Here is a 24012-nt window from a genome sequence, read left to right as displayed (position 1 = left end):
ATGTATTTCTTTACGTTTGAAATAGAAGTTACATTATAAAACGTTACGTAAAAATTGCTTTGCTCGTTCATGTGATGGAGCTGAAAAGAATTGCGCTGGCGGAGCATCCTCTACAATTTTCCCGTCATCCATAAAGATGACGCGATCAGCTACATCTCTTGCGAAATTCATTTCATGAGTAACAATAACCATTGTCATTCCTTCTTCAGCAAGTTCTTTCATAACTTGCAATACTTCTCCAACGAGTTCAGGGTCTAAGGCTGAGGTAGGTTCATCAAATAGCATAATTTTAGGATTCATAGCAAGAGCTCGCGCAATCGCAACGCGTTGTTTTTGACCACCTGAAAGTAGGTGAGGAGTTACATCCGCCTTATCTTGTAGGCCGACTTTTTGTAGGAGTTGATTACCAACATCCTTCGCGTCTGCTGTCTCCAATTTTTTTACGTGAATAGGTGCTTCTATGATGTTTTCTAGTGAGGTCATATGAGGAAAGAGGTTAAAGTGCTGAAAAACCATACCGACATTTTCACGGACTTTGTTTAAATTTGAATGCTTTGGATCAATTCGTTCACCTTGTAAATGAATTTCACCTTCATCGTACATTTCTAAAAAGTTAAGACAGCGAAGTAATGTACTTTTGCCGGAACCACTGGCACCGATTAAAACAACAACTTCTTTTTCTTTTACTTCTAAATCAATTCCTTTTAAAACATCAAGTGAACCAAATGATTTTACTAGATTTCGAACTTGAATCATACAACCCCCCCAGTCAAAAATATATTTACAAATGTTGCCCCTTATTTCTGTTATTAGTCATAAATTGTCAGAATCCTTTATTTTTTTGGCGAAATTTGATATTCAAGGAAATTATGATTTTTAAAATTTTTATATCTTTCTATAGCGAAAATATGGATAACATAGGTATTACTTATATTGCTTAAAATAAGGGGGAAAGAAGAGATGGAAAAAGAAAGGAAAACATTTTCCTTTGATTTACGTATACAGCTTATGCTATTTACGACAGTTTTAGCTTTCATCACATATTCAACAAGCTTATTTTTTATTTACGTTATATATGATTATTTTTAAATTTATGTAAGTCTAACTGTTTATAATATTATCGTTATGTTATTAGGTATGGTCTGGAATTTTAGCATATGGAGCAGCGATCTTTTTAATTAAACCACTTCGGAAGTTGGAAGAAGCTGCAAGGAAAGCGGCTGAGGGTGATATTCGGGAAGATGTCACATTGCAAAAAACGGAAGATGAAATTAAGTCATTAAGTGTTTCATTTAATAGGATGCTAGGAAATGTAAGAGGTATGGTAAAAAATATTGATACTACATTTCCGTATACAAATAATCAAGTTCAGCAAATTAGAAAACAAACAGGAGAAGTGACGAAGCAAGCGCAAGGTGTATCTGAGACACTTGCAGAAATTTCTTCCGGCGCTGAGCAATCGGCAGCATCGATTCATGCCATTGTTTCTACTTTAGATACAACGACTTCTATTGCGAGTGAAGTAGAAGAAAAAGCAAAGCGGTCTGACGGATTGTCTTCAGAAATGGTTCAAGCTTTAGGTCAAAGTACACGTGTCTTTACTTCTTTAATTCAAGGTATTCAAACATTGGCGAGAGAAAATGAAGATTCGATGGAAAATGTACAGAAATTAGAAGGGCGAATGAAACAAGTTGAACACATCGTTTCTGTTGTGAGTGAGATTGCTAGCCAAACAAATTTATTAGCACTCAACGCTTCTATTGAGGTAGCTCGAGCAGGAGAGCATGGAAGGGGTTTTGCGGTTGTAGCAGAAGAAGTAGGTAAACTTGCTGATGAAAGTGATCATTCTGCGAGAAACATATCGCAGTTATTACGGAATATGCAAGATGAAGTACAGCATACAGCAAGTCGCATTGAAAATGACAGAGCAGGTGAAGACAGCTAAAGAAGAGGTAAAACGCGGAGAAGCTACAGAATTAATTTTAAAAGAAATGTCATCAAGTGTTATGGAAGTAGCCGATGCAACTAAGCAAATTAGTAGTTACATGAATGAACAAGTGAATCACATTTATCAAACAGGAGCACAAACAAAGGCTGTAGCAGCAATTGCGGAAGAAACGTCAGCTGGTTCACAAGAAGTGGCACGTGTGATGGGGCAATAGTCTAAAAATATGATAGCAATCGATCAATTATTAAAAGATTTAGAGAAGCAATTAGCGGATTTAAAACAAACAATTGAACGGTTTTCAATGTAAAAGAGAAGAACAGAATGCTGTTCTTCTCTTTTTTTAGCTAGATTTAATATCTACAGTTAAAAAGGATAAACTATGAACGTTTCCGCAACATTCTTTTCTGTCCCTTTCGGATGAAAATTATAGCGAGCTATAATATTAAAAGGGGTGCCTTTTATGAAAAAAGAAAAAAGACAACGATTAATTAAACAATTTGTAAAGGAGTATGAAATAGAGAAGCAAGAAAGATTAGTAGAATTGTTAGCAAAAAAAGATGTATTAGTAACACAAGCTACAGTTTCTCGAGATATTCGTGAGTTGAATTTAACGAAGGTACCTTCTCAAGAAGGATTAATGATATATAAATTTTTCTCAGAAGAGCATTTACAAACCGATATAAAGTTAAAGAAAAAATTACGAGAGGTTGTTGTAAAAATTGATTGTGTAGATCAATTAATGGTTATTAAAACATTACCTGGTAATGCACATGTTATTGGTGTTTTGTTTGATGAGCTAGATTGGAAAGAAAAAATAGGATGTATATGTGGAAATGATACATGCCTTATAATTTCTCAGTCGAAATCAGATAGGGAGATTTTAGAAGAAAGGTTAAATTTAATTATGTATATAAGTTGAATTAAAAGATTACAATCGAATGCATAATCGATCGATCACTTTTTCAGGTGTGCGATTTAATTCCTGAATAAAAGCCTGTACATTTTTTTGAATTTCATAAATCGATGAATAAAAAACATTATGAATGATGTCTGATTTGAGCCATTTCCATACCCCTTCAATTAAATTTAAATCGGGACTGTAGGGAGGTAAAAACACTAATTCTAAGCGATGACAGTGTTTCCTTAAAAGTGGTTGGATGAGCTTCGCATGATGAATACGCGCATTATCTAGAATAAGAGCTATTTTCCCGTTGGGATACAGTTCAAGTACATGCTGAAGAAAACGAAGAAATGCTTCGGCATCATACCGCTCCTCTTCTACACAAACTAACTCACCTGTTTCATAATTAAGTGTACCAATAAGTTTAACACCTTGGTGTTTCCCATAAGTAGGAATACTGCGTTGTTTTCCTTTTAAAAACCATGTATGCTGCAGTGCTTGGTAATCGCGGATCATGGACTCATCTTGAAACAGAAGATGGTCAATCTCCTCGTTTAAAAGTTTTTTTTTTATAGGCGGGGAAGGTAACTTCCCTAAACTCTTGTTGTTTCACCGGGTCTGCTTTCGCTAATGTATACGTCGGTTTTGTGTAACTAAGCCCTAAATCATGTAAAAGTCGAGACACCCCGCGAAGTGTGTAACTTACGTTCCATTCTCTTTTAATGAAAGAAGCGATAATGGATAAAGTCCAATTATGTTTAGCTGGAAATCCAACATCAACGGGTAGATGAGATGCAATCACTTGAACTAACTCCTGTTCTTGTTCAGGGGCTAATTTACGTGGTGCTCCTGTTGATTGTCCCATGAGTAAGCCATGCAATCCTTTTTCTTTGTAAGCATTCACATAATTATAGATTGTTTTTTCAGAACGACCAATCATGTTCATTATTTCTTTTATAGAAAAGCCTTGTACATAGAAATAGATCGTTTGATAACGTTCATACATTCGTTTCGTTTTAGTCGTTTTCATTGCTACAAGTAGGCTTTCTTTTTCGTTTTGGTGTACATGTGTCATTTTGCTCCGCTCCATTTGTCAATATATGTTACTTATTATATTTCGACAAACAGTAGCTGTAACCTTTTAATTCAACTTATATAGATGCAAAATCCTGTTTTTAATAAAAATTAAAAACAGGATTTTTGTTTAAATACGGAAGTTAAATATTCAACATATATGCGTAATATATGTATTTTTTATTGAAAAATCGGGATGAAGTGTTATAAAAATACAAATTCATATGATTTTAAAAAAATAACTTGTTTAATATTTCACAATGATAATGTGGATGCTTTCACAAAGATAAAAGCGTGTAGCATTTATTATGTACTTGTAAGACATCAAACATATTTAAAAGGAGGTACAACAAATGAAGCATCCGATACATGTTACTTCAGAAATTGGGGAATTACAAACGGTTTTATTAAAACGACCTGGTAAAGAAGTGGAAAACTTAACGCCAGATTATTTGCAACAATTATTATTTGACGATATTCCATACTTACCAATTATTCAAAAAGAGCATGATTATTTTGCACAAACTTTACGCAATCGGGGTGTTGAAGTTCTTTATTTAGAAAAACTAGCTGCTGAGGCGTTAGTAGATAAAAAACTTCGAGAAGAATTTGTTGATCGTATTTTACAAGAAGGACAGGCTGACGTAAATGTAGCACATCAAACTTTAAAAGAATATTTACTTTCCTTTTCAAATGAAGAATTAATTCAAAAAATTATGGGTGGTGTACGGAAAAACGAAATTGAAACAAGTAAGAAAACACATTTATACGAGTTAATGGAAGATCACTATCCATTTTACTTAGACCCAATGCCTAATTTATATTTTACTCGTGATCCAGCAGCTGCCATGAGTGATGGCTTAACGATAAATAAGATGAGAGAACCGGCACGTAGACGTGAATCATTGTTCATGGAGTACATTATTAAATATCATCCAAGATTTGCAAATCACAATGTGCCAATTTGGCTAGATCGTGATTATAAGTTTCCAATTGAAGGTGGCGACGAGCTAATTTTAAATGAGGAAACAATTGCAATTGGAGTATCTGCCCGCACTTCAGCTAAAGCAATTGAACGTTTAGCTAAAAATCTCTTTAGTCGACAAAATAAAATTAAGAAAGTGTTAGCAATAGAAATTCCAAAATGCCGAGCATTTATGCATTTAGATACAGTATTTACAATGGTCGATTATGACAAATTTACAATTCATCCGGCCATTCAAGGACCGAAAGGAAATATGAATATTTATATTTTAGAAAAAGGCTCAGATGAAGAAACTCTTAAAATTACACATCGTACTTCTTTAATGGAAGCATTAAAAGAGGTATTAGGCTTAAGTGAATTAGTTCTTATCCCTTGTGGAGGAGGAGATGTAATTGCTTCTGCTCGTGAACAATGGAATGATGGCTCGAATACATTAGCGATTGCGCCGGGAGTAGTTGTTACATATGATCGCAACTATGTATCCAATGCTTTATTACGGGAACATGGTATAGAAGTTATTGAGGTGCTAAGTTCGGAATTGTCTCGTGGTCGTGGGGGTCCACGTTGCATGAGTATGCCGATTGTTCGTAAAGATATTTAGTATAAATAACGGAGAAAGCAGGGATGAATTATGTTAACGACTAGACCTAATTTAAAAGGAAGAAGTTTTCTAGCTGAAAAAGATTTTACACAAGAAGAATTATTATATTTTCTAGATTTAGCAGCAGAATTAAAAGAGAAAAAGAAAAATGGTATCCCACATCGTTATTTAGAAGGAAAAAATGTAGCGCTCTTATTTGAAAAAACTTCAACTCGTACACGATGTGCATTTACAGTAGCATGTACAGATTTAGGCGCAAACCCTGAATATTTAGGGAAAGGTGATATTCAGCTTGGGAAGAAAGAATCTGTAGAAGATACAGCAAAAGTATTAGGGCGCATGTTTGACGGAATTGAGTTCCGCGGATTTACTCATGAAACTGTAGAATCTTTAGCAGAAAATTCTGGTGTGCCAGTGTGGAATGGTTTAACAGATATGTGGCATCCAACACAAACACTCGCAGATTTATTAACTATTAGAGAACATGTAGGAAAGTTAAAAAATGTAAAGCTTGTTTATGTTGGAGATGGACGAAATAATGTCGCTAATAGCTTACTAGTTGGTGGAGCAATTATTGGAATGGAAGTACGTATTTGTACACCAGAATCTTTATGGCCAGAACAGGAAGTAATTGATTTAGCAAAAAAATATAACGAACGGGTAATGGTAACAAGTAATGTTAAAGAAGCTGTTGAGGGTGCGGATGTAATCTATACAGATGTATGGGTATCTATGGGGGAAGAAGAAAAATTTGCTGAACGTGTTGAGTTATTGAAACCTTATCAAGTAAATATGCAAATGATTAAAGAAACAGGAAATGAAAATATGATTTTCTTACATTGTTTACCTGCATTCCATGATGTTGAAACGATGTATGGTGAGGAAGTTTATGAAAAGTATGGGTTGAAAGAAATGGAGGTAACTGACGAAGTATTCCGCAGTAAACATTCAAAAGTATTTGATCAGGCTGAAAATAGAATGCATACAATTAAAGCTGTTATGGCAGCTACTTTAGGAAACATGGAGTAGAGAAGAAAGGGGATTTTCCTTTCTTCTTTCCCCTCCTTTAGGCACTATCATTCACTATTGCGTTAGTATTGTTATTGCAATTAAAGAGAGGTGAGTGGAATGGGTGAAGATAAGAAATTAGGATTGTTTACTTTAACGGCTCTTGTAGTTGGTTCTATGATCGGTGGTGGGGCATTTAATTTAGCAAGTGATATGGCAAAAGGTGCTGGTGCCGGAGCGATTATTATTGGTTGGATTATAACAGGAATTGGAATGATTGCGCTTGGATTATCTTTTCAAAATCTAACTGTAAAACGGCCAGATTTAGATGGTGGTATTTTTAGTTATGCAAAAGCAGGATTTGGTAATTTCATGGGGTTTAATAGTGCGTGGGGATATTGGCTATCTGCTTGGCTTGGTAATGTAGCTTACGGCACATTATTGTTTTCTTCATTAGGGTATTTCTTCCCAATTTTTGAAGGCGGTCAAAATGTAGCATCAATTATTGGTGCAAGCGTATTATTATGGTGTGTTCACATGTTAATTTTACGTGGAGTTCAATCAGCAGCACTTGTGAATTTAGTAACTACAATCGCAAAATTAGTACCTGTATTTGTATTTATTGTTATAGGAATCTTTGCGTTTCATATTGATACGTTCCTAGATGGATTTTGGGGACAAGCTGGTTCTTTTTCATGGGGGGCGGTTGGCAGTCAAGTTAAAAGTACAATGCTTGTAACTCTGTGGGTGTTCATTGGGGTAGAAGGAGCTGTTGTTTTATCTAGTCGTGCAAAAAGTAGAAGTGATGTAGGAAAAGCGACGGTTATTGGCTTAATTGGTACACTCATCATTTACATTTTAATTACATTATTGTCTCTTGGACTTATGCAACAAGCAGATATTGCTAATTTGAAAAGTCCAGCTATGGCTTATTTATTTGAAAGCGTTGTTGGAAAATGGGGTGCTATCTTTATTAATTTAGGTTTAGTCATATCTGTATTAGGTGCTTGGTTAGGATGGACTTTACTTGCTTCTGAAATTCCGTATTTAGCTGCTAAAGACGGAGTATTTCCAAAATGGTTTGCAAAAGAAAATAAAAATAAGGCGCCCGTAAATTCATTATGGATAACAAATGGTTTGATTCAAATGTTCTTATTGACATTCGTTGTTTCCGATCAAGCTTATAATTTTGCATTTTCTCTAGCATCCTCTGCTATTTTAATCCCATATGCTTTTTCAGCATTTTATCAACTGAAGCATAGCTTAAAGTCTGAAGAAGCAGATCGAAATAAAAATATAATAATTGGTTTGATAGCAAGTATTTATGGCGTGTGGTTAGTTTATGCAGCTGGTTTAGATTATTTATTACTAACAATGACTTTATATGCACCAGGTATTTTTATTTTCTACAATGTTCAAAAGCAAAAGAGTTCGAAGCAAATATTTACTCGAGTGGAATTAGCATCGTCGGTAGCGATTGGTGCTTTAGCATTCTTTGCCATTTATGGATTGATTACAGGAAGTATTACTTTATAAAGCGCTGTGAAAATGAAATCAATTGGAGGGTTGAAATATGGCACGAAGAAAAATTGTAGTTGCACTAGGGGGAAATGCGATACAGTCTGGAAAAGCTACTGCGGGAGCACAGCAAGAAGCGTTAGAAAAAACAGCGGAACAACTTGTGAAAATAATGGAAAATGATGTAGATATAGTAATTGCGCATGGAAATGGCCCACAAGTGGGGAATATTTTATTACAGCAAAAAGCTGCAGAAACGGAAAAAACACCTGCAATGCCATTAGATACTTGTGGTGCAATGAGCCAAGGGATGATTGGATATTGGATGGAAAATGCGATTGAAAAGGCATTGAAAAAACGGAATATAAAAAAAGATGTAGCAACGGTTATAACACGCGTTGTCGTGGATGAAAAAGATGAGGCATTTAAAAATCCAACTAAACCAATTGGTCCTTTTTATACAGAAGAAGAGGCAAGAAGATTAATGGAAGAAACAAAAGCAGTGTTTAAAGAGGATGCTGGCAGAGGGTGGAGACGTGTTGTTCCATCACCGAAGCCTGTAAGTATTCATGAGCATAAAGTAATTAATTCTTTAGTTGAGGATGGAAATATAGTGATAGCTGTTGGTGGCGGTGGAATTCCAGTAATTGATTCCGAAGAAGGATTAAAAGGAACTGAAGCGGTTATCGATAAAGATTTCGCTGCGCAGAAATTAGCTGAATTAGTAGATGCCGATACGCTCGTAATTTTAACTGCAGTTGATCATGTGTATGTAAATTATAATCAACTGAATCAAAAGAAATTAGAGAATGTCACAGTGAATCAATTAGAAGAATACATGGAAGAACAGCAATTTGCTGCGGGAAGTATGCTTCCAAAAATTGAAGCTGCTATTAATTTTGTTAATACAAATCCAAAAAGAAAAACAATTATTACGTCTTTAGAAAAAGTATATGAAGCACTAGAAGAAAAATCTGGTACTATTATTTCTAAACAGAATGTATGCATGTATGTTTAAATAATTATGTACGCTATTTATTAGTAAAAAAAGAATGGAGTTAGTAACTTCATTCTTTTTATTTATTAATATTTTTTGTACTCATTGTTCATAAAGTTTTCATGATGAAATCTGAATATATGAGTTAGTTATGATAAAATTTAATTTGAATACGCTTTCTTGATTTTTCGCTCCAACATACAGCAAGAGAGAGGGAATCTTATGAATAGACGGAACGTAGTTAAAGATTTAAAGCAGTTTGAATTATTTGCTCATTTAACAGAAAAGAAATTGAAAGGTTTAACGGAGTTTGTCTATTGGCGAACTTATAAAAAGGGTCAATTTTTATTTTTAGAAGGGGATTCAAGAGAAAGAATTTACTTCATGTTAGATGGTTTTGTAAAGTTAGAGCGGGTAAATCAAAGTGGAAATTTATTATATGATGACTATGTAAAGCGGTATTCTATTTTTCCTTATGGTGGTATGTTTACAGACAGAGGATATAATTATACGGCAGAAGCGATGACAGATGTAGAGGTATATTATATTCCGACAGTAATTTTTGAAGATATGGTAAAATCTAGTAAGACGCAATTGATGTACGTTGTTCAGCAATTATCATCAATATTAAAACTAAACGAAAATCGAGTGCAAAATATTACGATTCCTAATGCACAAGATCGGGTCATTCAAACATTAAATTATTTAATGCAAGATTTAGGAGAACAGAGTGGCGAAACGATTGTAATTTCATGCCCACTTACAACAATTGAAATATCAAAAATATCTGGTACGTCTCGAGAGACGGTTAGCGGCGTATTAAAACAATTAAAAAACGATAGTATTGTTACAATTCTGGATAAAAAAATTACAATACATAATCCAACATATTTTGAGGAAATCTCTATGTGAAAATTTTATATGGATTTTCTAATTCATATTGTATATTAATAAAGTTCTTTATATATTTATAAGGAGCTTTTTTACGTTACCCTCTATAAAAAGATTGTAAAGTATGGTAATAATAGCTAAAATCGATAATAAAAAAGTAGGGGGAAGGAGAGAAAGAATGGTCCGAATTGAGTATGATCGATTAGTAGCTATTTGTTACAGTATAGGGGTTTTGTTATTATTAAAAATTCCAAACGATAATGAATTAATTGGGGAAAAACTATTCAATTTCTATAAGGTTCCGGTACATACATATATTTATATGGATTATAAAGTCTCAAATATATTAATCGTTTCTTTCGTACTACATGTAATCGCATTTATATTATTTGTAAAATGGCTAGTAAAAAAGAAATCTAGTACATTTAGAACAATGAATAAGATAAAAGTAGTAGGCATTAGTATTTTGATTTTAATGATGCCGTTTATGCTAAATAACATCCTTCAGACATTGAATAAAACGTGGTACTACGCAGGAAAAACAGGGGTAGAGGCGATAGAATATAAAAAAGAAGATAGTCAGTGTAGAATAGAGAAAAATGGAGAGGATATTGAACAAAAGTGTATTGTTACTTTAAAAAATTATCGTAATCATTCACAAGCATTAAAAGTTGTTTTATATGATAATGCAAAAGAGAATTCCAAAAGTTATCCAGTACCGAAACCAGTCTATTTACAAAAACATGAGACAAAGCAATTCGAATTTCAAATTCCTGTTGCTTATAATAGCGGTATTGAAAAAGATAAAGTACCAAATATTAAATTACATTCATTGCATAAAAATGATGAGAAATACAATTAATCCGTAACTGAAAGTTTATGAGTAGGAGCAATAATTTGAAACGATATAGAAAATCAACTTGAATCATCCAACATGCTGCGAGGTAACGGCATATTGGATGATTTTTTATTTTATCCCCTTTTTTACGTATGAAAGGGTGGGATACTTTGTTGAAAACGAAAAACATTGCAAGGATCATATATGGTTTTCACTTTACGTAATCTGTGAAAGTTAGATCCATAATAACTAGTTTGCCAATTTTTAATGTCGATATCGGGCCAATTGACATAATCACCTAGCGTATAAGGATCTAAGCTTTCTCTTAAATCTTTAACCCAGCGTATATTTTGATTTTCTTCATCATCGCATTTCCAAGAAGTAATGTATTCTTGTACAATAATTGCTTTGCGATGGAAATAAGCTGTTTCAGTAGGCGAAATATTTTCCACAGCACCTACGAGCGATTGGTGCCAAATGCTCGCATCTTTATTTGGTGCATGAGAAAGAAAATATTGCATGATTTGAATGCCTTTAAGAGGGATAGGTTTATATACATAGGAACCGGACCGCTTGAAGTTTTCAGGGATGTTACCACTGTTAAAAAATTCAACAGCCTTTATATAAGGAACTTCATCTATAAAGAGAGAGGGGGTACCAGTTTCAAGAAGAGGAGATAATAGGGAATGGAGTTCAGAGGGAGAGCCAACAAATTCACCTTTCACCTCAATCTTATTTCTTTGTTTGGAGAATAATTCGATAGATGAAGTGAGACGTTCATCTATATAAGGGGCCCAGTTTTGCCAAGCTTGAAATGCAGCAATAAAGTCTTTCCATTCCCATGTAAGTGAGAATATCGACACGTTTTGTATAGGATGTACTCGAAACGTTAAGGAAGTAACAATCCCAAAATTTCCACCGCCACCACCCTGGCATGCCCAAAACAGGTTAGGGTTTTCCTTTTCATTTGCACGAATGGTTTTTGCACCAAACTTTCCACATGCTTGTACCATTTCAACTTCTACTAATTGATCACATGTTAACCCAAATAAGCGTGAAAGCATACCGATGCCACCGCCAAGTGTTAATCCAACAATTCCAACGCTTGCACTTGTACCAGCCGGTATTGTAACGCCATGTTTCCAAAGCTTCTTATAAACGGTGCCTAGATTTGCACCAGCCTCAATTGTTGCTGTCAATTTCTCTGTATGAACAGTAATTCTATTCATTTCACTTACATCAATAATAAGTCCGCCATTTAAAAGGGAGAAATTTTCGTAACTATGACGTCCGCTTCTTAAGCGAAATGGTATATGACGTTCACGTGCCCATTTTAAGGCGTTATACACATCCTTTTTATTTTGGCAAAAAACAATAATACAAGGGAGTTTTGGAATACTTAAATTTAAATTTATTCGAGCTACGTCGTAGTCAGGATCTGAGGGAACAACGATACGACCTGTTAATTTTGTCTGCTTCATAGTATGGCTCCTTTTTTATAGAAGATTATTTTTACTATAATATATATATGAAAAAATTATTTAAGGGTGTTTGAATTGTATGCTAAGTGTAATGTAAAAGAGATAGAGCAATAATGTATATGTAGCATAGCTTTATATTGAGAAGGAGCATTGTTATTTTAAATTTTAGAAGTATGATGTATGCTGGTTTATTGGAAGTTTTTTTGAGGATTATTATGTGAAATAAAAAAATATAGTGGATAAATTTTTATTTTTTTTATAGAATAGTAATATTGGAATATCTTGGCACACTATTTGAAAGAATAGGTCGCAAAGCTTTGAGTCTAAGGTAATAAATCTTATTACTAGGATTGTCGGGTTGCAAATACAATTTGCAACCCGACAATCCTTTTTTATTTGCCAAATTATCAGATAATAAGATGTTTTGTTTTAAGATGGCACACTTTATTGTTCTTAAGCTGAAAGCGGATGGTATTCGAAAAAATAGCGAAGCTCCTTGTTGTTAAGGAGATTAATAGAGAGGTGTGAGTATGAAGAGTAAACAGATTAGTATATTTGTCATTTGTTTAATGGTAATGCAAATTCTTGTACAGCCATTTATACATATTGTAGCAGCAGAAACATATGACAAAGAAGCGAATGTCAGTTTAAAGCTTTCGGTTGAGGGCGGAGATGGCTCGCAAAAAGATGTAGATAAAGATTTTGTATATCAACTTGATTTAAGTACATTTGGTTTAGAAGGTGGGCATAAAGATGCAAAAGTCATTGTCAAACTACCACCTGAAGTTGAGTACGTAAGACATGGGAAAATTAGTGGTACGGATGCAGTATACGATAAAGAAACGCATTCAGTTATTTATACCTTTAAAGAGCCCCTTCCCAATGGAGATTCTAAAGCAGTCCCTATTACAGTGAAGTTTCCTAAAGGAACAAAAAATGGAACGAAAGCTACAGCTGTAGCGGATTTTGTATCTGATCAAGGAGGCAAAACTTCTAATGAAGTAACGGTTGTAGCATATGAAAAAGAAGTTCCGCCTGAACCACCTAAGAAACCAGAGTGGGAAATGCGTAAAACTCCTAATAAGTGGACGATTAAGCCAGGAGAAGAAGTCGAATACACGATTCGTGCTCAACATGTTAGTGGGCCTACTACACTTGATTCGCTTTCAATAAAAGACATACTACCGAAAGAAGCGCAGTTTATTTCAGCTAGTGATAACGGGAAATATGATGCAAATTCACATACAGTCGTATGGGATTTGAAAAATGTAGAAGGCGAGAAAGTTGTTAAAGTTAAGGTTAAGTTCCCTGAGGGGAATTTTGGTGAAGATCAAAATCAACAAGTTCTAAATAGAGTTGAGGCAAAACTAAAGCCAAAAGGGGAAGAAGAATTAACAAAGCAAACACATGCGTATGTTGAAGTATCAAATAAAAAACCTCCTGTTATTCCTCCAGAGCAAGCTTTTTCAGAGCTGAGGAAGGCTGCCCAAAAGTCTGAGTACAGTAAAGAAGAAGAAATTGCTTTTTCAATATCTAATATTCAGAATCAATATTCTAAGGAAATTGATAATTTTGTGCTTCAAGATGACCGTTTTGATGAGCAACTACATTTTACGAGAATGCATACAGGTGCATTTTCAGGTGTAAGTGAATATAAGATTTTATACAAAACGAAGAATAATCCAGAGTGGAAAGAATGGAAAATGATTCGTGGTAATACGAACGGAGAATGGTTAGATGTTTCTTCTTTATCATTAGTTGAAGGTGACAAAGTAACCGGAATCCGATATGAATTTGGTAAAGTGCCTGCAGATTTTAAAATGAGTTATGGAGCATGGTTAATGTTTAAAGTGGATGATCCGAACTTTAAAGAAGGTATTTTGAAAAATACAGCACATATTTCATATGATATTGATGGAAAAAACTATATAAAAGAAGCAACAGCGCAAGTAAAAGTAAAAGAAAATCCCGAATCAAAGGTTACTTTTAAGAAAAAGGCGTTAACGAAGCCTGGAGAAAAGTATATCAAGGGGGAAGAAGTGGAATTTGAATTAACTGGTAAAGTTGATTGGAGTTCTACGCCTTTAAAGCAGCCAATAATTGTAGATTGGTTGCCAAAGGGATTAGAATATGTTCCAGGCTCGGAGACATTTAGTATCGTTAAAGATGAATGGGATAGAAAACCTTATGATGCAAAAAAAGTAAAGGTGGAAGCCATTCCAGATTATAAAGAAAAAGGGAGAACCCTTTTACGATGGACTTTCTCTGAATTAGACGTTTCACCGAGAGACGCTGTGACTGTTAAGTTTAAAGTAAAGGTTAATAACTTTGCGATGGCAGGAAAGTACTATAATAAGGCAGGCTTAATGTCTAATATCTCAACAATTACATCTGCAGATAAGTGGGGACAGCCAACAAGAAAAGATGAAAATGATCTTGATGGTGATGGTGATATAAATGACCCAATTATTGAAAGTCAAGATGCTATTGAGATTGAAGAAGAGCAATCTTTAAAATCAATTAAATATGTAAAAGGTGAACTAGACGATAGCTGGAAGGGTTCACCAGAAGTAGCAACGACAGTACCAGGTGGAGAAGTGAAGTATCGTTTGAAAATCGAGAATGGTGGGACTGTAGCGGTTAGGAATGGTGTTTTAATTGATATATTCCCTGCAGAGGGTGACCAGTCAGTTTTACAAACGAAGAATCATTCACAAGAGCGTGGTAGTAAATGGACTCCATACTTAACATCGCCAATTCAACTTACTGACGGTGACTTTATTAAGATTTATTATACGACTGTTTCAAAACCTAAGCGTGATGATTTAATTCAAGGAAATGATGCTTTTGTGAACCCGGATGGTGCAAATGATCCGAATTGGTCTTTAGAGCCACCGGCGGATTTAACAAAGGTAACGGCAGTTAAATTTGAATTTGATAAGAATAAGCTTGTATATCCAGGCGAAGCAGCGACACTAGAATGGTCAATGCGTGCACCTGTTGATCTAGATGCTTCGGCGGGAATTGCATGGAATTCATTTGGATATAGTGCGATAAATGATGTAACAGGAAATTGGATTCAGCCAGCAGAGCCAAACAGAGTGGGTGTACAGTTACATGCCTCGAAAAAGAGTTCGTTAGGAGATTACGTCTGGCTAGATAAAAACAAAGATGGTATTCAAAACGACGGAAACACTGGTGTGAATGGTGTAATCGTAGAATTGTTAGATAAAGATGGAAAAGTTATTAGTATGACGAGAACTGGTAATGACAAAAAAGGAAATCCTGGTTATTACAAGTTTGTAAATTTAGATCCGGGTGAATACCAAGTGAGATTTAAGTTGCCAGATGGTTACAAATGGACAAACAAAAACGTTGGTAACGATGAAAGAATTGATTCGAATGTTGATAAAGATGGATATTCAGAAATGATCAAACTTGGTGAAGATGAACATAATATGACAATTGATGCTGGACTAGTTGAAGATATAGTTGGTGCTGGAGAGTTAGAAGTTACGAAAGTAGAAAAAGGCAGCAACATTCCATTAAAAGGTGCTGTTTTCGAAGTCCGAGATAAAGATAATCATGTCATTCAAACAATTACATCGGGTGAAGATGGAAAAGCTAAGGCAATGGATTTACCAATTGGTGAATATAAGCTAGTTGAAGTCGAAGCTCCAGAAGGTTATAAACTAGATAATAAATCATACGACTTTGAAATAACGAAAGACACAAAAACGCCGATAGAGAAGACCGTTGAAAATGAATTGTTAGAAAAAGGTGTAATTGAAATTACGAAGGTCGATGCTACAGATGTCAATCTGAAATTAAAAAATGCTGTGTTTCAGATTTTAGACAAAGATGGTAAAGAGATTGGGAAATTAACAACAGATGAAAATGGTAAGGCAGTTTCTAATCCATTACTGTTCGGAAAATATACAATTAAAGAAGTACATGCCCCAGATGGTTATATGCTTCTGAAAGAGCCAATTACAGTAGAAGTCGGATCATCAGTACACAAAATAACAATAGAAAATCAAAAGAGTCAGTGGGAAATCCCGAAAACGGGAGGTATAGGAACAGGCATTTTCTATTCCATCGGTGGGATTTTAATGTTACTAGTTGTGTTCTTATATGTTCGAAATAAAAGGAATAAGTAATAGAGTTTTAAATTGAAAAATTTATAGAGATAGTGAGGAAGAATAATATGAAAAAGATTTTCAGTATGCTTTTAATTTTTGCATTAACGTTTTCTATGTTGCCTAGTATGTTTGTGAGTGCAGCATCAAAAAATACAGGTTCTTTAACGATTCATAAGTACGAACAAGAAAAAAATGGGGAGCAAGGTGTAGAAGGTGATGGTTCTGCGAATCAAACTTTACCTGAAGATGTTAATCCATTAAAAGGTGTAACATTTGAAATTAAACAAATTGCATCATTCGAAAAGATTTCAAATGATGGAAAGATTGCAAAGGAAGATGTAAAGCCTGTAACAAACGCAAAGTCAATCAAAATGACAACAACTGATAAAGGTGAGGCAGTATTTACAGATTTACCGTTAGGACGTTATGAAGTAAAAGAAGTTGCTGGACCAGAGCATGTTAACTTAAATCCAAATACGTATACAGTTGACATTCCAATGACAAGTAAAACGGGCGATGTGCTAAACTACGATGTTCACATGTATCCAAAGAATGAAATCAAACGTGGAGCAGTAGAACTAACAAAAATAGGCGCGAAAGGTAAAGTACTTCCAGGTGTAAAATTCTCTTTATATACAGAGGATGGTAAAGTAGTTGAAGAAAAGTTAGTAACAGGTACAGATGGTAAAATTCGTGTAGAAGGTTTAGAGTATGGCAAGTATTATTTCCAAGAGAAAGAAGCACCAAAAGGTTATGTTACAGATCCAACAAAACATGAATTCTCAATTACTGAATCAGGTACTCTTAATAAAGATGGTTCAATTACATCTGGTAAAGTAGAGACTGTGGAAGTAAAGAACTATGAAGAGCCAACGATTGACAAAAAGATTAATAAAGATTTAGAGTTCTTACCAATTAATACACAAACAGATTATAACTATGATATTAAAACATTAATTCCAGAAGATATTAAAGACTATAAACAGTATGTTGTAACAGATACGTTAGATAATCGATTAGTAATTCAAGGAAAACCAGTTGTGTACATCGATGGTGTAGAAGTAGATTCAAGTGTGGTAGAAGTAGTTGTAGAAGGTCAAAAAGTAACAGCGACTGTGAAAGATTTCTCAAAATTAAATGGGAAAAAAGAGTTGCATTTACAAATTAAATCACAGATTAAAGAAGACGTAGCAGCTGGAACGGAAATTCCAAATACAGCGGCAATCGATTTTGAAAATAATAATAATGTAAAAGATCAAAAAGAATCTAAGCCGGTAATTGTTGTCCCAACAACTGGTAGCATTGAGTTGACGAAAGTTGATGGTGCTGATAATAAGAAATTACAAGGTGCAGAATTCGAATTACAAGATAAAAAAGGTAATGTGGTAGTAGTAGGAAAGCAAGAAGTAAAAGGTGTATCTGATGAAAATGGTATTATTACATGGAATAACCTTCCATACGGGGACTACCAAGTAGTTGAAACGAAAGCACCGACTTATGAAAAAGAAGATGGTACAAAAGCTTCTTATCAAAAATTAAGAGATCCAATTGATGTAACAATTAATGCGGATCACCAAACTATTAAATTAAATGTAGAGAATAATAAAAGTGGTTGGGTACTTCCTTCAACAGGTGGTATGGGAACAATGCTATTTACTGTAGTAGGTCTTGTATTGATGGCTGTAGCAGCATTTGTTTTCTTCAGAAGAAATACAGCGAAAAATTAAGGTTTTAGAAAATGATAATGATATAGCATAAAAAGAGGAGAAGCGAATAGCTTTCCTCTTTTTAATATTTTTAAATACTTAAAGGGGGGTACTATGAAACAAAATATCGTTTTTGGATGCATTTTTTTATTAGGAATGGGTATATTTTTGTATCCAACTGTAAGCGATTGGTTCGCGACAAGAACACATTATTCTCAAGTTAGTTCCTATGATAAAGCTGTAAAGTCCCTTCAAAAGAAAGAGCTCGAACGTCGAGAAAAAGAGGCGGATGAGTATAATAAGCAAGTTCAAAGCTCTGGGCAAACATTTGCAGATCCATTTGCTGAGCAACAAAAAGATGATCAAAATTCTTATGCAGATGCTTTAAATCTAGGCGATACAATGGGGTATATTGAGATACCTCAGATTAATGTGAAGCTTCCAATCTATCAAGGGACTTCGGAGGCAGCTTTGAGTCGCGGTGTAGGTCATTTAGATAAGTCTTCATTGCCAGTAGGTGGAACAAGCACACACACTGTTTTAACGGGGCATCGAGGTTTACCTTCTGCAGTATTATTTACTGATTTAGATAAAATGAAGGAATCGGATGTTTTTTATATTTATTCACTAGATAAGGTCCTCGCTTATAAAGTAGATCAAATTAAAGTTGTATTGCCGCATGAAGTAGATGATTTATTAATTGTGGAAAATAAGGATTACGCTACTTTAATTACATGTACTCCTTATGGTGTGAATACACATCGTTTGTTAATTAGAGGGCATCGAATTCCTTATGAAGTAAAAGAAAAAGAAATGATTTCAAAACCATCTACGTCCAAAGATTGGATGATGGCCGTTCCAATCTTTATTTTAGTTGTACTCTTACTTTCTGTTTATATGAGAAGAAGAAAGAAGAGGAAGCAGGGCAATTAAATTATATAGGTAATGAAATGAATTGGTTTGGAGAAGGAAGTTGAAATGTCACCCTTTTAAAGGGTACTAAACAAATAATGTAACTTTAAGAAGGTGATCTCTGTATGCAAACAGGAATCATCTTTTTTGAATTCAATCAGATACGCAATCGGTTAATGTGAAAAGTAAGAATTTTACATTAACCGATAATGATACTCGTACTTCAAAATCTAGTGAAAGCAAAGAAGATAAGTGGAAAGTGAAGACTCACACTTTATATTTTGGAAAGTAAGCTAATCAAGTCTGATAGTAATAAAACTTATGCGATCACAATGAAATAGGGGATGATTTCGTAATGGAATGTAGATATTTAATAGTAGTGTGAAAAATTCTCGTTGCAAACTCTCCATATTTTGTTATGATAGTGTTACGAAAACGTTTGCATAAAAAATCGAGATGCAAAAGGAGAGAGTTATTATGAAGAAAACATGGTGGAAAGAAGCAGTTGCTTATCAAATTTATCCACGAAGCTTTATGGATTCGAATGGTGATGGTATTGGAGATTTACAAGGTATTATTGCAAAGCTGGATTATTTAAAAGATTTAGGTATAGATGTAATTTGGATTTGTCCAATGTATAAGTCGCCTAATGATGATAATGGTTATGATATTAGTGATTATCAAGATATTATGGATGAGTTTGGTACAATGGCAGATTTTGATGCTTTACTAGATGAAGTTCATAAGCGTGACATGAAACTTATTATTGATTTAGTTATTAATCATACGAGTGATGAACATCCATGGTTTATTGAATCTCGTTCATCTAAAGACAATCCGAAGCGTGATTGGTACATTTGGCATGATGGTAAAGACGGCGTAGAACCAAACAACTGGGAAAGTATTTTTAATGGTTCGGCATGGGAGTATGATGAAGTAACAGAACAATATTATTTACATTTATTCTCACGTAAACAACCAGATTTAAACTGGGAGAATAAAGAAGTTCGTGAAGTGTTATATGATACAGTTAATTGGTGGCTTGATAAAGGGATTGATGGTTTCCGTGTTGATGCAATTAGTCATATTAAAAAAGAAGATGGCTTCAAGGATATGCCAAATCCAAAAGAATTAAAATATGTACCATCTTTTGATAAACATATGAATGTGGACGGTATTCAACCTTTATTAGAAGAGTTAAAAGAAAACACATTTTCTAAATACGATATTATGACTGTTGGTGAAGCTAATGGCGTTAAGATTGAAGATGCTGAGCTTTGGGTTGGAGAAGAGCAAGGTAAATTCAATATGGTATTCCAGTTTGAACATTTAAGCTTATGGGATGCAGAAAAGAAGAAAGACCTTGATGTTGTGGGATTGAAAAAGGTATTAACGAAATGGCAAAAAGGATTAGAAAATAAGGGATGGAATGCTTTATATATCGAGAATCACGATAAGCCACGTATCGTTTCAACGTGGGGAGATGATAAACAATATTGGCGTGAAAGTGCAACAGCTCTAGGAGCGATGTATTTCTTTATGCACGGTACACCGTTTATTTATCAAGGACAAGAAATTGGTATGACAAATGTTCAGTTACCAAATATTGAAGATTACGATGATGTAGCAATTAAAAATTTATATCGAGAGAAAATTGCAGAGGGCGTATCACATCAAGATATGATGGAAATTATATGGGCTTCTTGCCGTGATAATTCACGTACACCTATGCAGTGGAACGATGAGATGAATGCTGGTTTCACAACAAGTGCACCTTGGTTTGGCATGAATCCAAATTACAAAGAAATTAATGTTGAAAAGCAAAAAAATGACGAAAAGTCTATTTTCAATTTCTATAAAAAAATGATTGCCTTGAAAAAAGAGCACGATGTATTGAATTATGGTACGTACGATTTACTTTTAGAGGACGATCCACAAATTTATGCGTATACACGTACGTTACAGGATGAAAAAGTCATTGTAATTAGTAATATCTCAAAAGAGGAAGCTGTGTATAACGAGCCTTTATTTGCACTAGAACGCAAACGTTTGCTTTTAAATAACTATGAAGTTACGGAAAATGAACAAGTAACTTCAATCACGTTAAAACCTTATGAAACAAGGGTTTATCGCATTTTATAATAAAAAAGGATGCTCTTTGAGCATCTTTTTTTATGAAAAAAAATAAATTTCTATTGCAATGTGAAAACGCTTTTATTAAAATAGATTTATGAAAACGGTTGCGCAATAAAAAAATAGGATATAAGGAATCGTTTTCATAAGAGAAACAGAAATTATAATTTAAATCATTATGTTGTTATAAATAAAGGGGAGGAAGAACAGATGAAAATTACGTCTTTTGATTTTTGGCAAAAGTTCGGGAAGGCATTATTAGTTGTTGTAGCTGTAATGCCAGCAGCGGGCTTAATGATTTCTATCGGGAAGTTAATTGGGATGTCTGCTGGGGATATTAACGCAGTTCATACAATTGCTCGCGTAATGGAAGACATCGGTTGGGCAATTATTACAAATCTACACATTTTATTCGCAGTAGCAATTGGGGGATCTTGGGCGAAGGATCGCGCAGGTGGTGCATTTGCAGCACTATTAGCATTCGTCTTAACCAATAGAATTACAGGAGCTATATTTGGCGTAAACGCTCAAATGTTAGCGGATTCAAAAGCGACAGTTTCTTCAGTATTAGCAGGAGATTTAGTTGTAAAAGATTACTTTACTTCTGTACTTGGTGCACCAGCATTAAACATGGGAGTTTTCGTAGGGATTATCACAGGTTTCTTAGGAGCTACTTTATATAACAAGTATTATAACTATAATAAATTGCCACAGGCATTAGCATTCTTTAATGGAAAACGATTCGTACCGTTCGTTGTAATTGTTTGGTCTACAGTCACTGCGATTGTATTATCACTTTTATGGCCATTTATCCAAAGTGGATTAAATGAATTTGGTCGTTGGATTGCAGCATCTAAAGATAGTGCGCCAGTTGTTGCGCCATTTGTATATGGAACATTAGAACGTTTATTATTACCAGTTGGATTACATCATATGTTAACGATTCCGATGAACTACACAGAGCTAGGCGGAACATACACGATGTTAACTGGCTCAAAAGTTGGACAAATCGTAGCAGGACAAGATCCATTGTGGCTTGCATGGATTACAGATTTAAATAACTTATTAGCAAGTGGAGATACGAAAGCATATAACGATTTATTAAATAATGTCGTACCAGCTCGCTTCAAAGCGGGACAAGTTATTGGTTCATCAGCAGCTTTAATGGGTATCGCATTCGCGATGTTCCGTAACGTAGATAAAGATAAGCGTGCAAAATATAAACCAATGTTCTTATCAGCAGCATTAGCAGTATTCTTAACAGGTGTTACAGAACCAATTGAATTCATGTTCATGTTTATTGCACCAGTATTATATGTTGTATATGCAATTACAACAGGACTTGCATTCGCATTAGCAGATTTAATTCATTTACGTGTTCATGCATTTGGATTTATTGAGTTAATTACTCGTACACCAATGATGGTTAACGCAGGTTTAACAAGAGATTTAATCAATTTCGTTATCGTTTCATTAGTGTTCTTCGGTCTTAATTTTACATTATTCAACTTCTTAATTAAAAAGTTCAATTTACCAACACCAGGTCGTGCGGGTAACTATATTGATAATGAAGATGAGTCATCAGAAGGAACAGGAAACGTACAAGATGGTTCATTAGCAACAAAAGTTATCGATTTATTAGGTGGAAAAGAAAATATTGCTGACGTAGATGCTTGTATGACACGTTTACGTGTAACAGTAAAAGATTTAGATGTTGTTGCACCAGAAGCACAATGGAAACAAAACGGTGCTTTAGGACTTATTGTAAAAGATAAAGGTGTACAAGCAGTATATGGCCCGAAAGCTGACGTATTAAAGTCAGACATTCAAGATATGTTAGGTGCGTAATAATATGAAATTGCTAACTTTAAATTGTCACTCTTGGCAAGAAGAAAATCAAATTGAAAAAATAAAGTATCTTGCTAAAGTAATTCAAGAAGAAGATTATGATGTGATCGCATTGCAAGAAGTAAGTCAGTCTATACAAGCTGAAAATGTATGCGGTAACAAGAAAAAAGATAATTTTGGACTTTTACTGCTAGAAGAGTTAAGAGCATTAAATGTAAAAGAATACAATATTATTTGGGATTTCTCTCATATTGGATATGATGTGTACGAGGAAGGATTAGCAATTATAACAAAGCACAACATTGTAAAGGAAGATACGTTCTTTATCTCAGAAAATAAGGATACAACGTATTGGAAAACACGCAAAATTGTAAGTGCAACAATTGCTTATAATGATAAGAATATAACGTTTTATTCTTGCCATCTTGGCTGGTGGAATGATGAAGAAGAATCATTCAAAGGTCAAGTCAATCGTTTAATGGAGCGTGTAAATAGCAATGGACTTTCCTTCCTAATGGGTGATTTTAATAACAATGCTCGTTTGCAAGGAGAGGGTTATGAGTACATTATGCAAAAAGGCTTATACGACACATATGAACTAGCAATGGAGAAGGATGAAGGAACAACTGTCCAAGGTGAGATTGCTGGTTGGGATGAAAATAAACAAAACTTAAGAATCGACTTAATATTAAGTAATCAAAGTAAAATGGTTAGTTCTTCAAAAGTTATTTTTAATGGTACAAATCGAAATGTAATTTCAGATCATTTCGGTGTAGAGGTACAATTAGATATATAATAGAAGAAATCCTCACAGATAATAAAAAGCTGTGAGGATTTTTTTGATGAATACAAGTATTTCCAAGAGAAAATACTTGTATTTTTTATGACATTTCCTATATATTTGTTATTATTGAATGTAAAACTAATTTGGTCATTTTGTATGCATACTTTTTCTACTTCGTTATATAATGAAGTAGGTGAAATATTTAATGGAAAAATAGTGCGTTTTTGGTTAATCCACGATGTAGA

General features: G+C 34.3%; 15 protein-coding genes, 2 pseudogenes and 1 riboswitch. Of the genes and pseudogenes, 14 read left to right on the top strand and 3 right to left on the bottom strand.

Translation table 11 applies throughout. From position 1 onward, the window contains the following. Nucleotides 1-33 precede the first annotated feature (33 nt). On the bottom strand, nt 34-756 hold the full coding sequence (locus ACP6L7_RS26050; protein WP_000616929.1) for an amino acid ABC transporter ATP-binding protein: 723 nt from the start codon (nt 754-756) through the stop codon (nt 34-36). A 204-nt stretch (nt 757-960) separates the two neighbouring features. Here ACP6L7_RS26050 and ACP6L7_RS26045 point away from each other — a divergent pair. Together ACP6L7_RS26045 and argR are read left to right on the top strand one after the other, a co-directional pair. Continuing rightward, a pseudogene (locus tag ACP6L7_RS26045) lies at nt 961-2255 on the top strand (methyl-accepting chemotaxis protein). Nucleotides 2256-2408: 153 nt separating this feature from the next. Next, a complete protein-coding gene (gene argR / locus ACP6L7_RS26040) occupies nt 2409-2867 on the top strand; it encodes an arginine repressor (protein ID WP_430529487.1) in 459 nt (152 codons plus the stop codon). A gap of 9 nt (nt 2868-2876) precedes the next feature. Here the strand turns inward: argR and ACP6L7_RS26035 are convergent. Then, nucleotides 2877-3924: pseudogene (locus ACP6L7_RS26035) on the bottom strand (IS630 family transposase). 352 nt (nt 3925-4276) lie between these two features. On the opposite strand from ACP6L7_RS26035, the gene arcA reads away from it, so the two are divergent. The 6 genes from arcA to ACP6L7_RS26005 all read left to right on the top strand — a co-directional run bounded on the left by arcA (nt 4277) and on the right by ACP6L7_RS26005 (nt 10785). Beyond that, nucleotides 4277-5509 carry an arginine deiminase gene (gene arcA / locus ACP6L7_RS26030; RefSeq protein ID WP_071772383.1) on the top strand — a complete coding sequence of 411 codons (1233 nt, stop codon included), beginning with the start codon at nt 4277-4279 and terminating at the stop codon, nt 5507-5509. A gap of 30 nt (nt 5510-5539) precedes the next feature. Next, the gene (argF, locus tag ACP6L7_RS26025; protein WP_098361704.1) at nt 5540-6538 is read left to right on the top strand and encodes an ornithine carbamoyltransferase; all 999 of its coding nucleotides are present in this window, start codon (nt 5540-5542) and stop codon (nt 6536-6538) included. 99 nt (nt 6539-6637) lie between these two features. Beyond that, nucleotides 6638-8053, top strand: coding sequence for an arginine-ornithine antiporter (gene arcD / locus ACP6L7_RS26020; RefSeq protein WP_097828958.1), 1416 nt, complete (start codon nt 6638-6640; stop codon nt 8051-8053). Nucleotides 8054-8090: 37 nt separating this feature from the next. Further along, nucleotides 8091-9053, top strand: coding sequence for a carbamate kinase (arcC, locus tag ACP6L7_RS26015; protein WP_097828957.1), 963 nt, complete (start codon nt 8091-8093; stop codon nt 9051-9053). A gap of 201 nt (nt 9054-9254) precedes the next feature. Next, the gene (locus tag ACP6L7_RS26010) at nt 9255-9944 is read left to right on the top strand and encodes a Crp/Fnr family transcriptional regulator (protein ID WP_097828956.1); all 690 of its coding nucleotides are present in this window, start codon (nt 9255-9257) and stop codon (nt 9942-9944) included. Nucleotides 9945-10101: 157 nt separating this feature from the next. After that, nucleotides 10102-10785 (top strand): ABC transporter permease, encoded by a 684-nt coding sequence (locus tag ACP6L7_RS26005; protein WP_097828955.1) that lies wholly within the window; start codon nt 10102-10104, stop codon nt 10783-10785. Between the two features lie 122 nt (nt 10786-10907). Here ACP6L7_RS26005 and ACP6L7_RS26000 read toward each other — a convergent pair whose 3' ends face one another. Further along, nucleotides 10908-12242, bottom strand: coding sequence for an FAD-binding oxidoreductase (locus ACP6L7_RS26000; protein ID WP_097828954.1), 1335 nt, complete (start codon nt 12240-12242; stop codon nt 10908-10910). Nucleotides 12243-12516: 274 nt separating this feature from the next. Then, a riboswitch (cyclic di-GMP riboswitch) is annotated at nt 12517-12608 on the top strand. 164 nt (nt 12609-12772) lie between these two features. On the opposite strand from ACP6L7_RS26000, the gene ACP6L7_RS25995 reads away from it, so the two are divergent. From ACP6L7_RS25995 to ACP6L7_RS25970, 6 genes are all read left to right on the top strand, one after another. Continuing rightward, the gene (locus ACP6L7_RS25995) at nt 12773-16402 is read left to right on the top strand and encodes a SpaA isopeptide-forming pilin-related protein (protein ID WP_097828953.1); all 3630 of its coding nucleotides are present in this window, start codon (nt 12773-12775) and stop codon (nt 16400-16402) included. 47 nt (nt 16403-16449) lie between these two features. Then, nucleotides 16450-18111 carry a SpaH/EbpB family LPXTG-anchored major pilin gene (locus ACP6L7_RS25990; RefSeq protein ID WP_097828952.1) on the top strand — a complete coding sequence of 554 codons (1662 nt, stop codon included), beginning with the start codon at nt 16450-16452 and terminating at the stop codon, nt 18109-18111. Between the two features lie 93 nt (nt 18112-18204). Beyond that, nucleotides 18205-19023, top strand: coding sequence for a class C sortase (locus tag ACP6L7_RS25985; protein WP_430529486.1), 819 nt, complete (start codon nt 18205-18207; stop codon nt 19021-19023). 456 nt (nt 19024-19479) lie between these two features. Continuing rightward, entirely contained in the window at nt 19480-21144 is a 1665-nt protein-coding gene (locus ACP6L7_RS25980) for a glycoside hydrolase family 13 protein (RefSeq protein WP_097828950.1), read from the top strand. Nucleotides 21145-21345: 201 nt separating this feature from the next. Next, the gene (locus ACP6L7_RS25975; protein WP_430529485.1) at nt 21346-22983 is read left to right on the top strand and encodes a PTS transporter subunit IIBC; all 1638 of its coding nucleotides are present in this window, start codon (nt 21346-21348) and stop codon (nt 22981-22983) included. Between the two features lie 4 nt (nt 22984-22987). Beyond that, a complete protein-coding gene (locus ACP6L7_RS25970; protein ID WP_097828948.1) occupies nt 22988-23779 on the top strand; it encodes an endonuclease/exonuclease/phosphatase family protein in 792 nt (263 codons plus the stop codon). Nucleotides 23780-24012 lie beyond the last annotated feature (233 nt).

Origin of the sequence: Bacillus silvicola, from assembly GCF_050524305.1 — a bacterium.
Lineage (GTDB): Bacteria > Bacillota > Bacilli > Bacillales > Bacillaceae_G > Bacillus_A > Bacillus_A cereus_AT.
Note: the sequence above shows the minus strand (reverse complement) of the source record. Positions and strands in the feature narration are given on the sequence as shown.

Excerpts from the sequence above, each read along its gene's own strand:
- ACP6L7_RS26050 (WP_000616929.1), bottom strand. The coding sequence starts at position 756 with ATGATTCAAGTTCGAAATCTAGTAAAATCATTTGGTTCACTTGATGTT.
- argR (WP_430529487.1), top strand. The coding sequence starts at position 2,409 with ATGAAAAAAGAAAAAAGACAACGATTAATTAAACAATTTGTAAAGGAG.
- arcA (WP_071772383.1), top strand. The coding sequence starts at position 4,277 with ATGAAGCATCCGATACATGTTACTTCAGAAATTGGGGAATTACAAACG.
- argF (WP_098361704.1), top strand. The coding sequence starts at position 5,540 with ATGTTAACGACTAGACCTAATTTAAAAGGAAGAAGTTTTCTAGCTGAA.
- arcD (WP_097828958.1), top strand. The coding sequence starts at position 6,638 with ATGGGTGAAGATAAGAAATTAGGATTGTTTACTTTAACGGCTCTTGTA.
- arcC (WP_097828957.1), top strand. The coding sequence starts at position 8,091 with ATGGCACGAAGAAAAATTGTAGTTGCACTAGGGGGAAATGCGATACAG.
- ACP6L7_RS26010 (WP_097828956.1), top strand. The coding sequence starts at position 9,255 with ATGAATAGACGGAACGTAGTTAAAGATTTAAAGCAGTTTGAATTATTT.
- ACP6L7_RS26005 (WP_097828955.1), top strand. The coding sequence starts at position 10,102 with ATGGTCCGAATTGAGTATGATCGATTAGTAGCTATTTGTTACAGTATA.
- ACP6L7_RS26000 (WP_097828954.1), bottom strand. The coding sequence starts at position 12,242 with ATGAAGCAGACAAAATTAACAGGTCGTATCGTTGTTCCCTCAGATCCT.
- ACP6L7_RS25995 (WP_097828953.1), top strand. The coding sequence starts at position 12,773 with ATGAAGAGTAAACAGATTAGTATATTTGTCATTTGTTTAATGGTAATG.
- ACP6L7_RS25990 (WP_097828952.1), top strand. The coding sequence starts at position 16,450 with ATGAAAAAGATTTTCAGTATGCTTTTAATTTTTGCATTAACGTTTTCT.
- ACP6L7_RS25985 (WP_430529486.1), top strand. The coding sequence starts at position 18,205 with ATGAAACAAAATATCGTTTTTGGATGCATTTTTTTATTAGGAATGGGT.
- ACP6L7_RS25980 (WP_097828950.1), top strand. The coding sequence starts at position 19,480 with ATGAAGAAAACATGGTGGAAAGAAGCAGTTGCTTATCAAATTTATCCA.
- ACP6L7_RS25975 (WP_430529485.1), top strand. The coding sequence starts at position 21,346 with ATGAAAATTACGTCTTTTGATTTTTGGCAAAAGTTCGGGAAGGCATTA.
- ACP6L7_RS25970 (WP_097828948.1), top strand. The coding sequence starts at position 22,988 with ATGAAATTGCTAACTTTAAATTGTCACTCTTGGCAAGAAGAAAATCAA.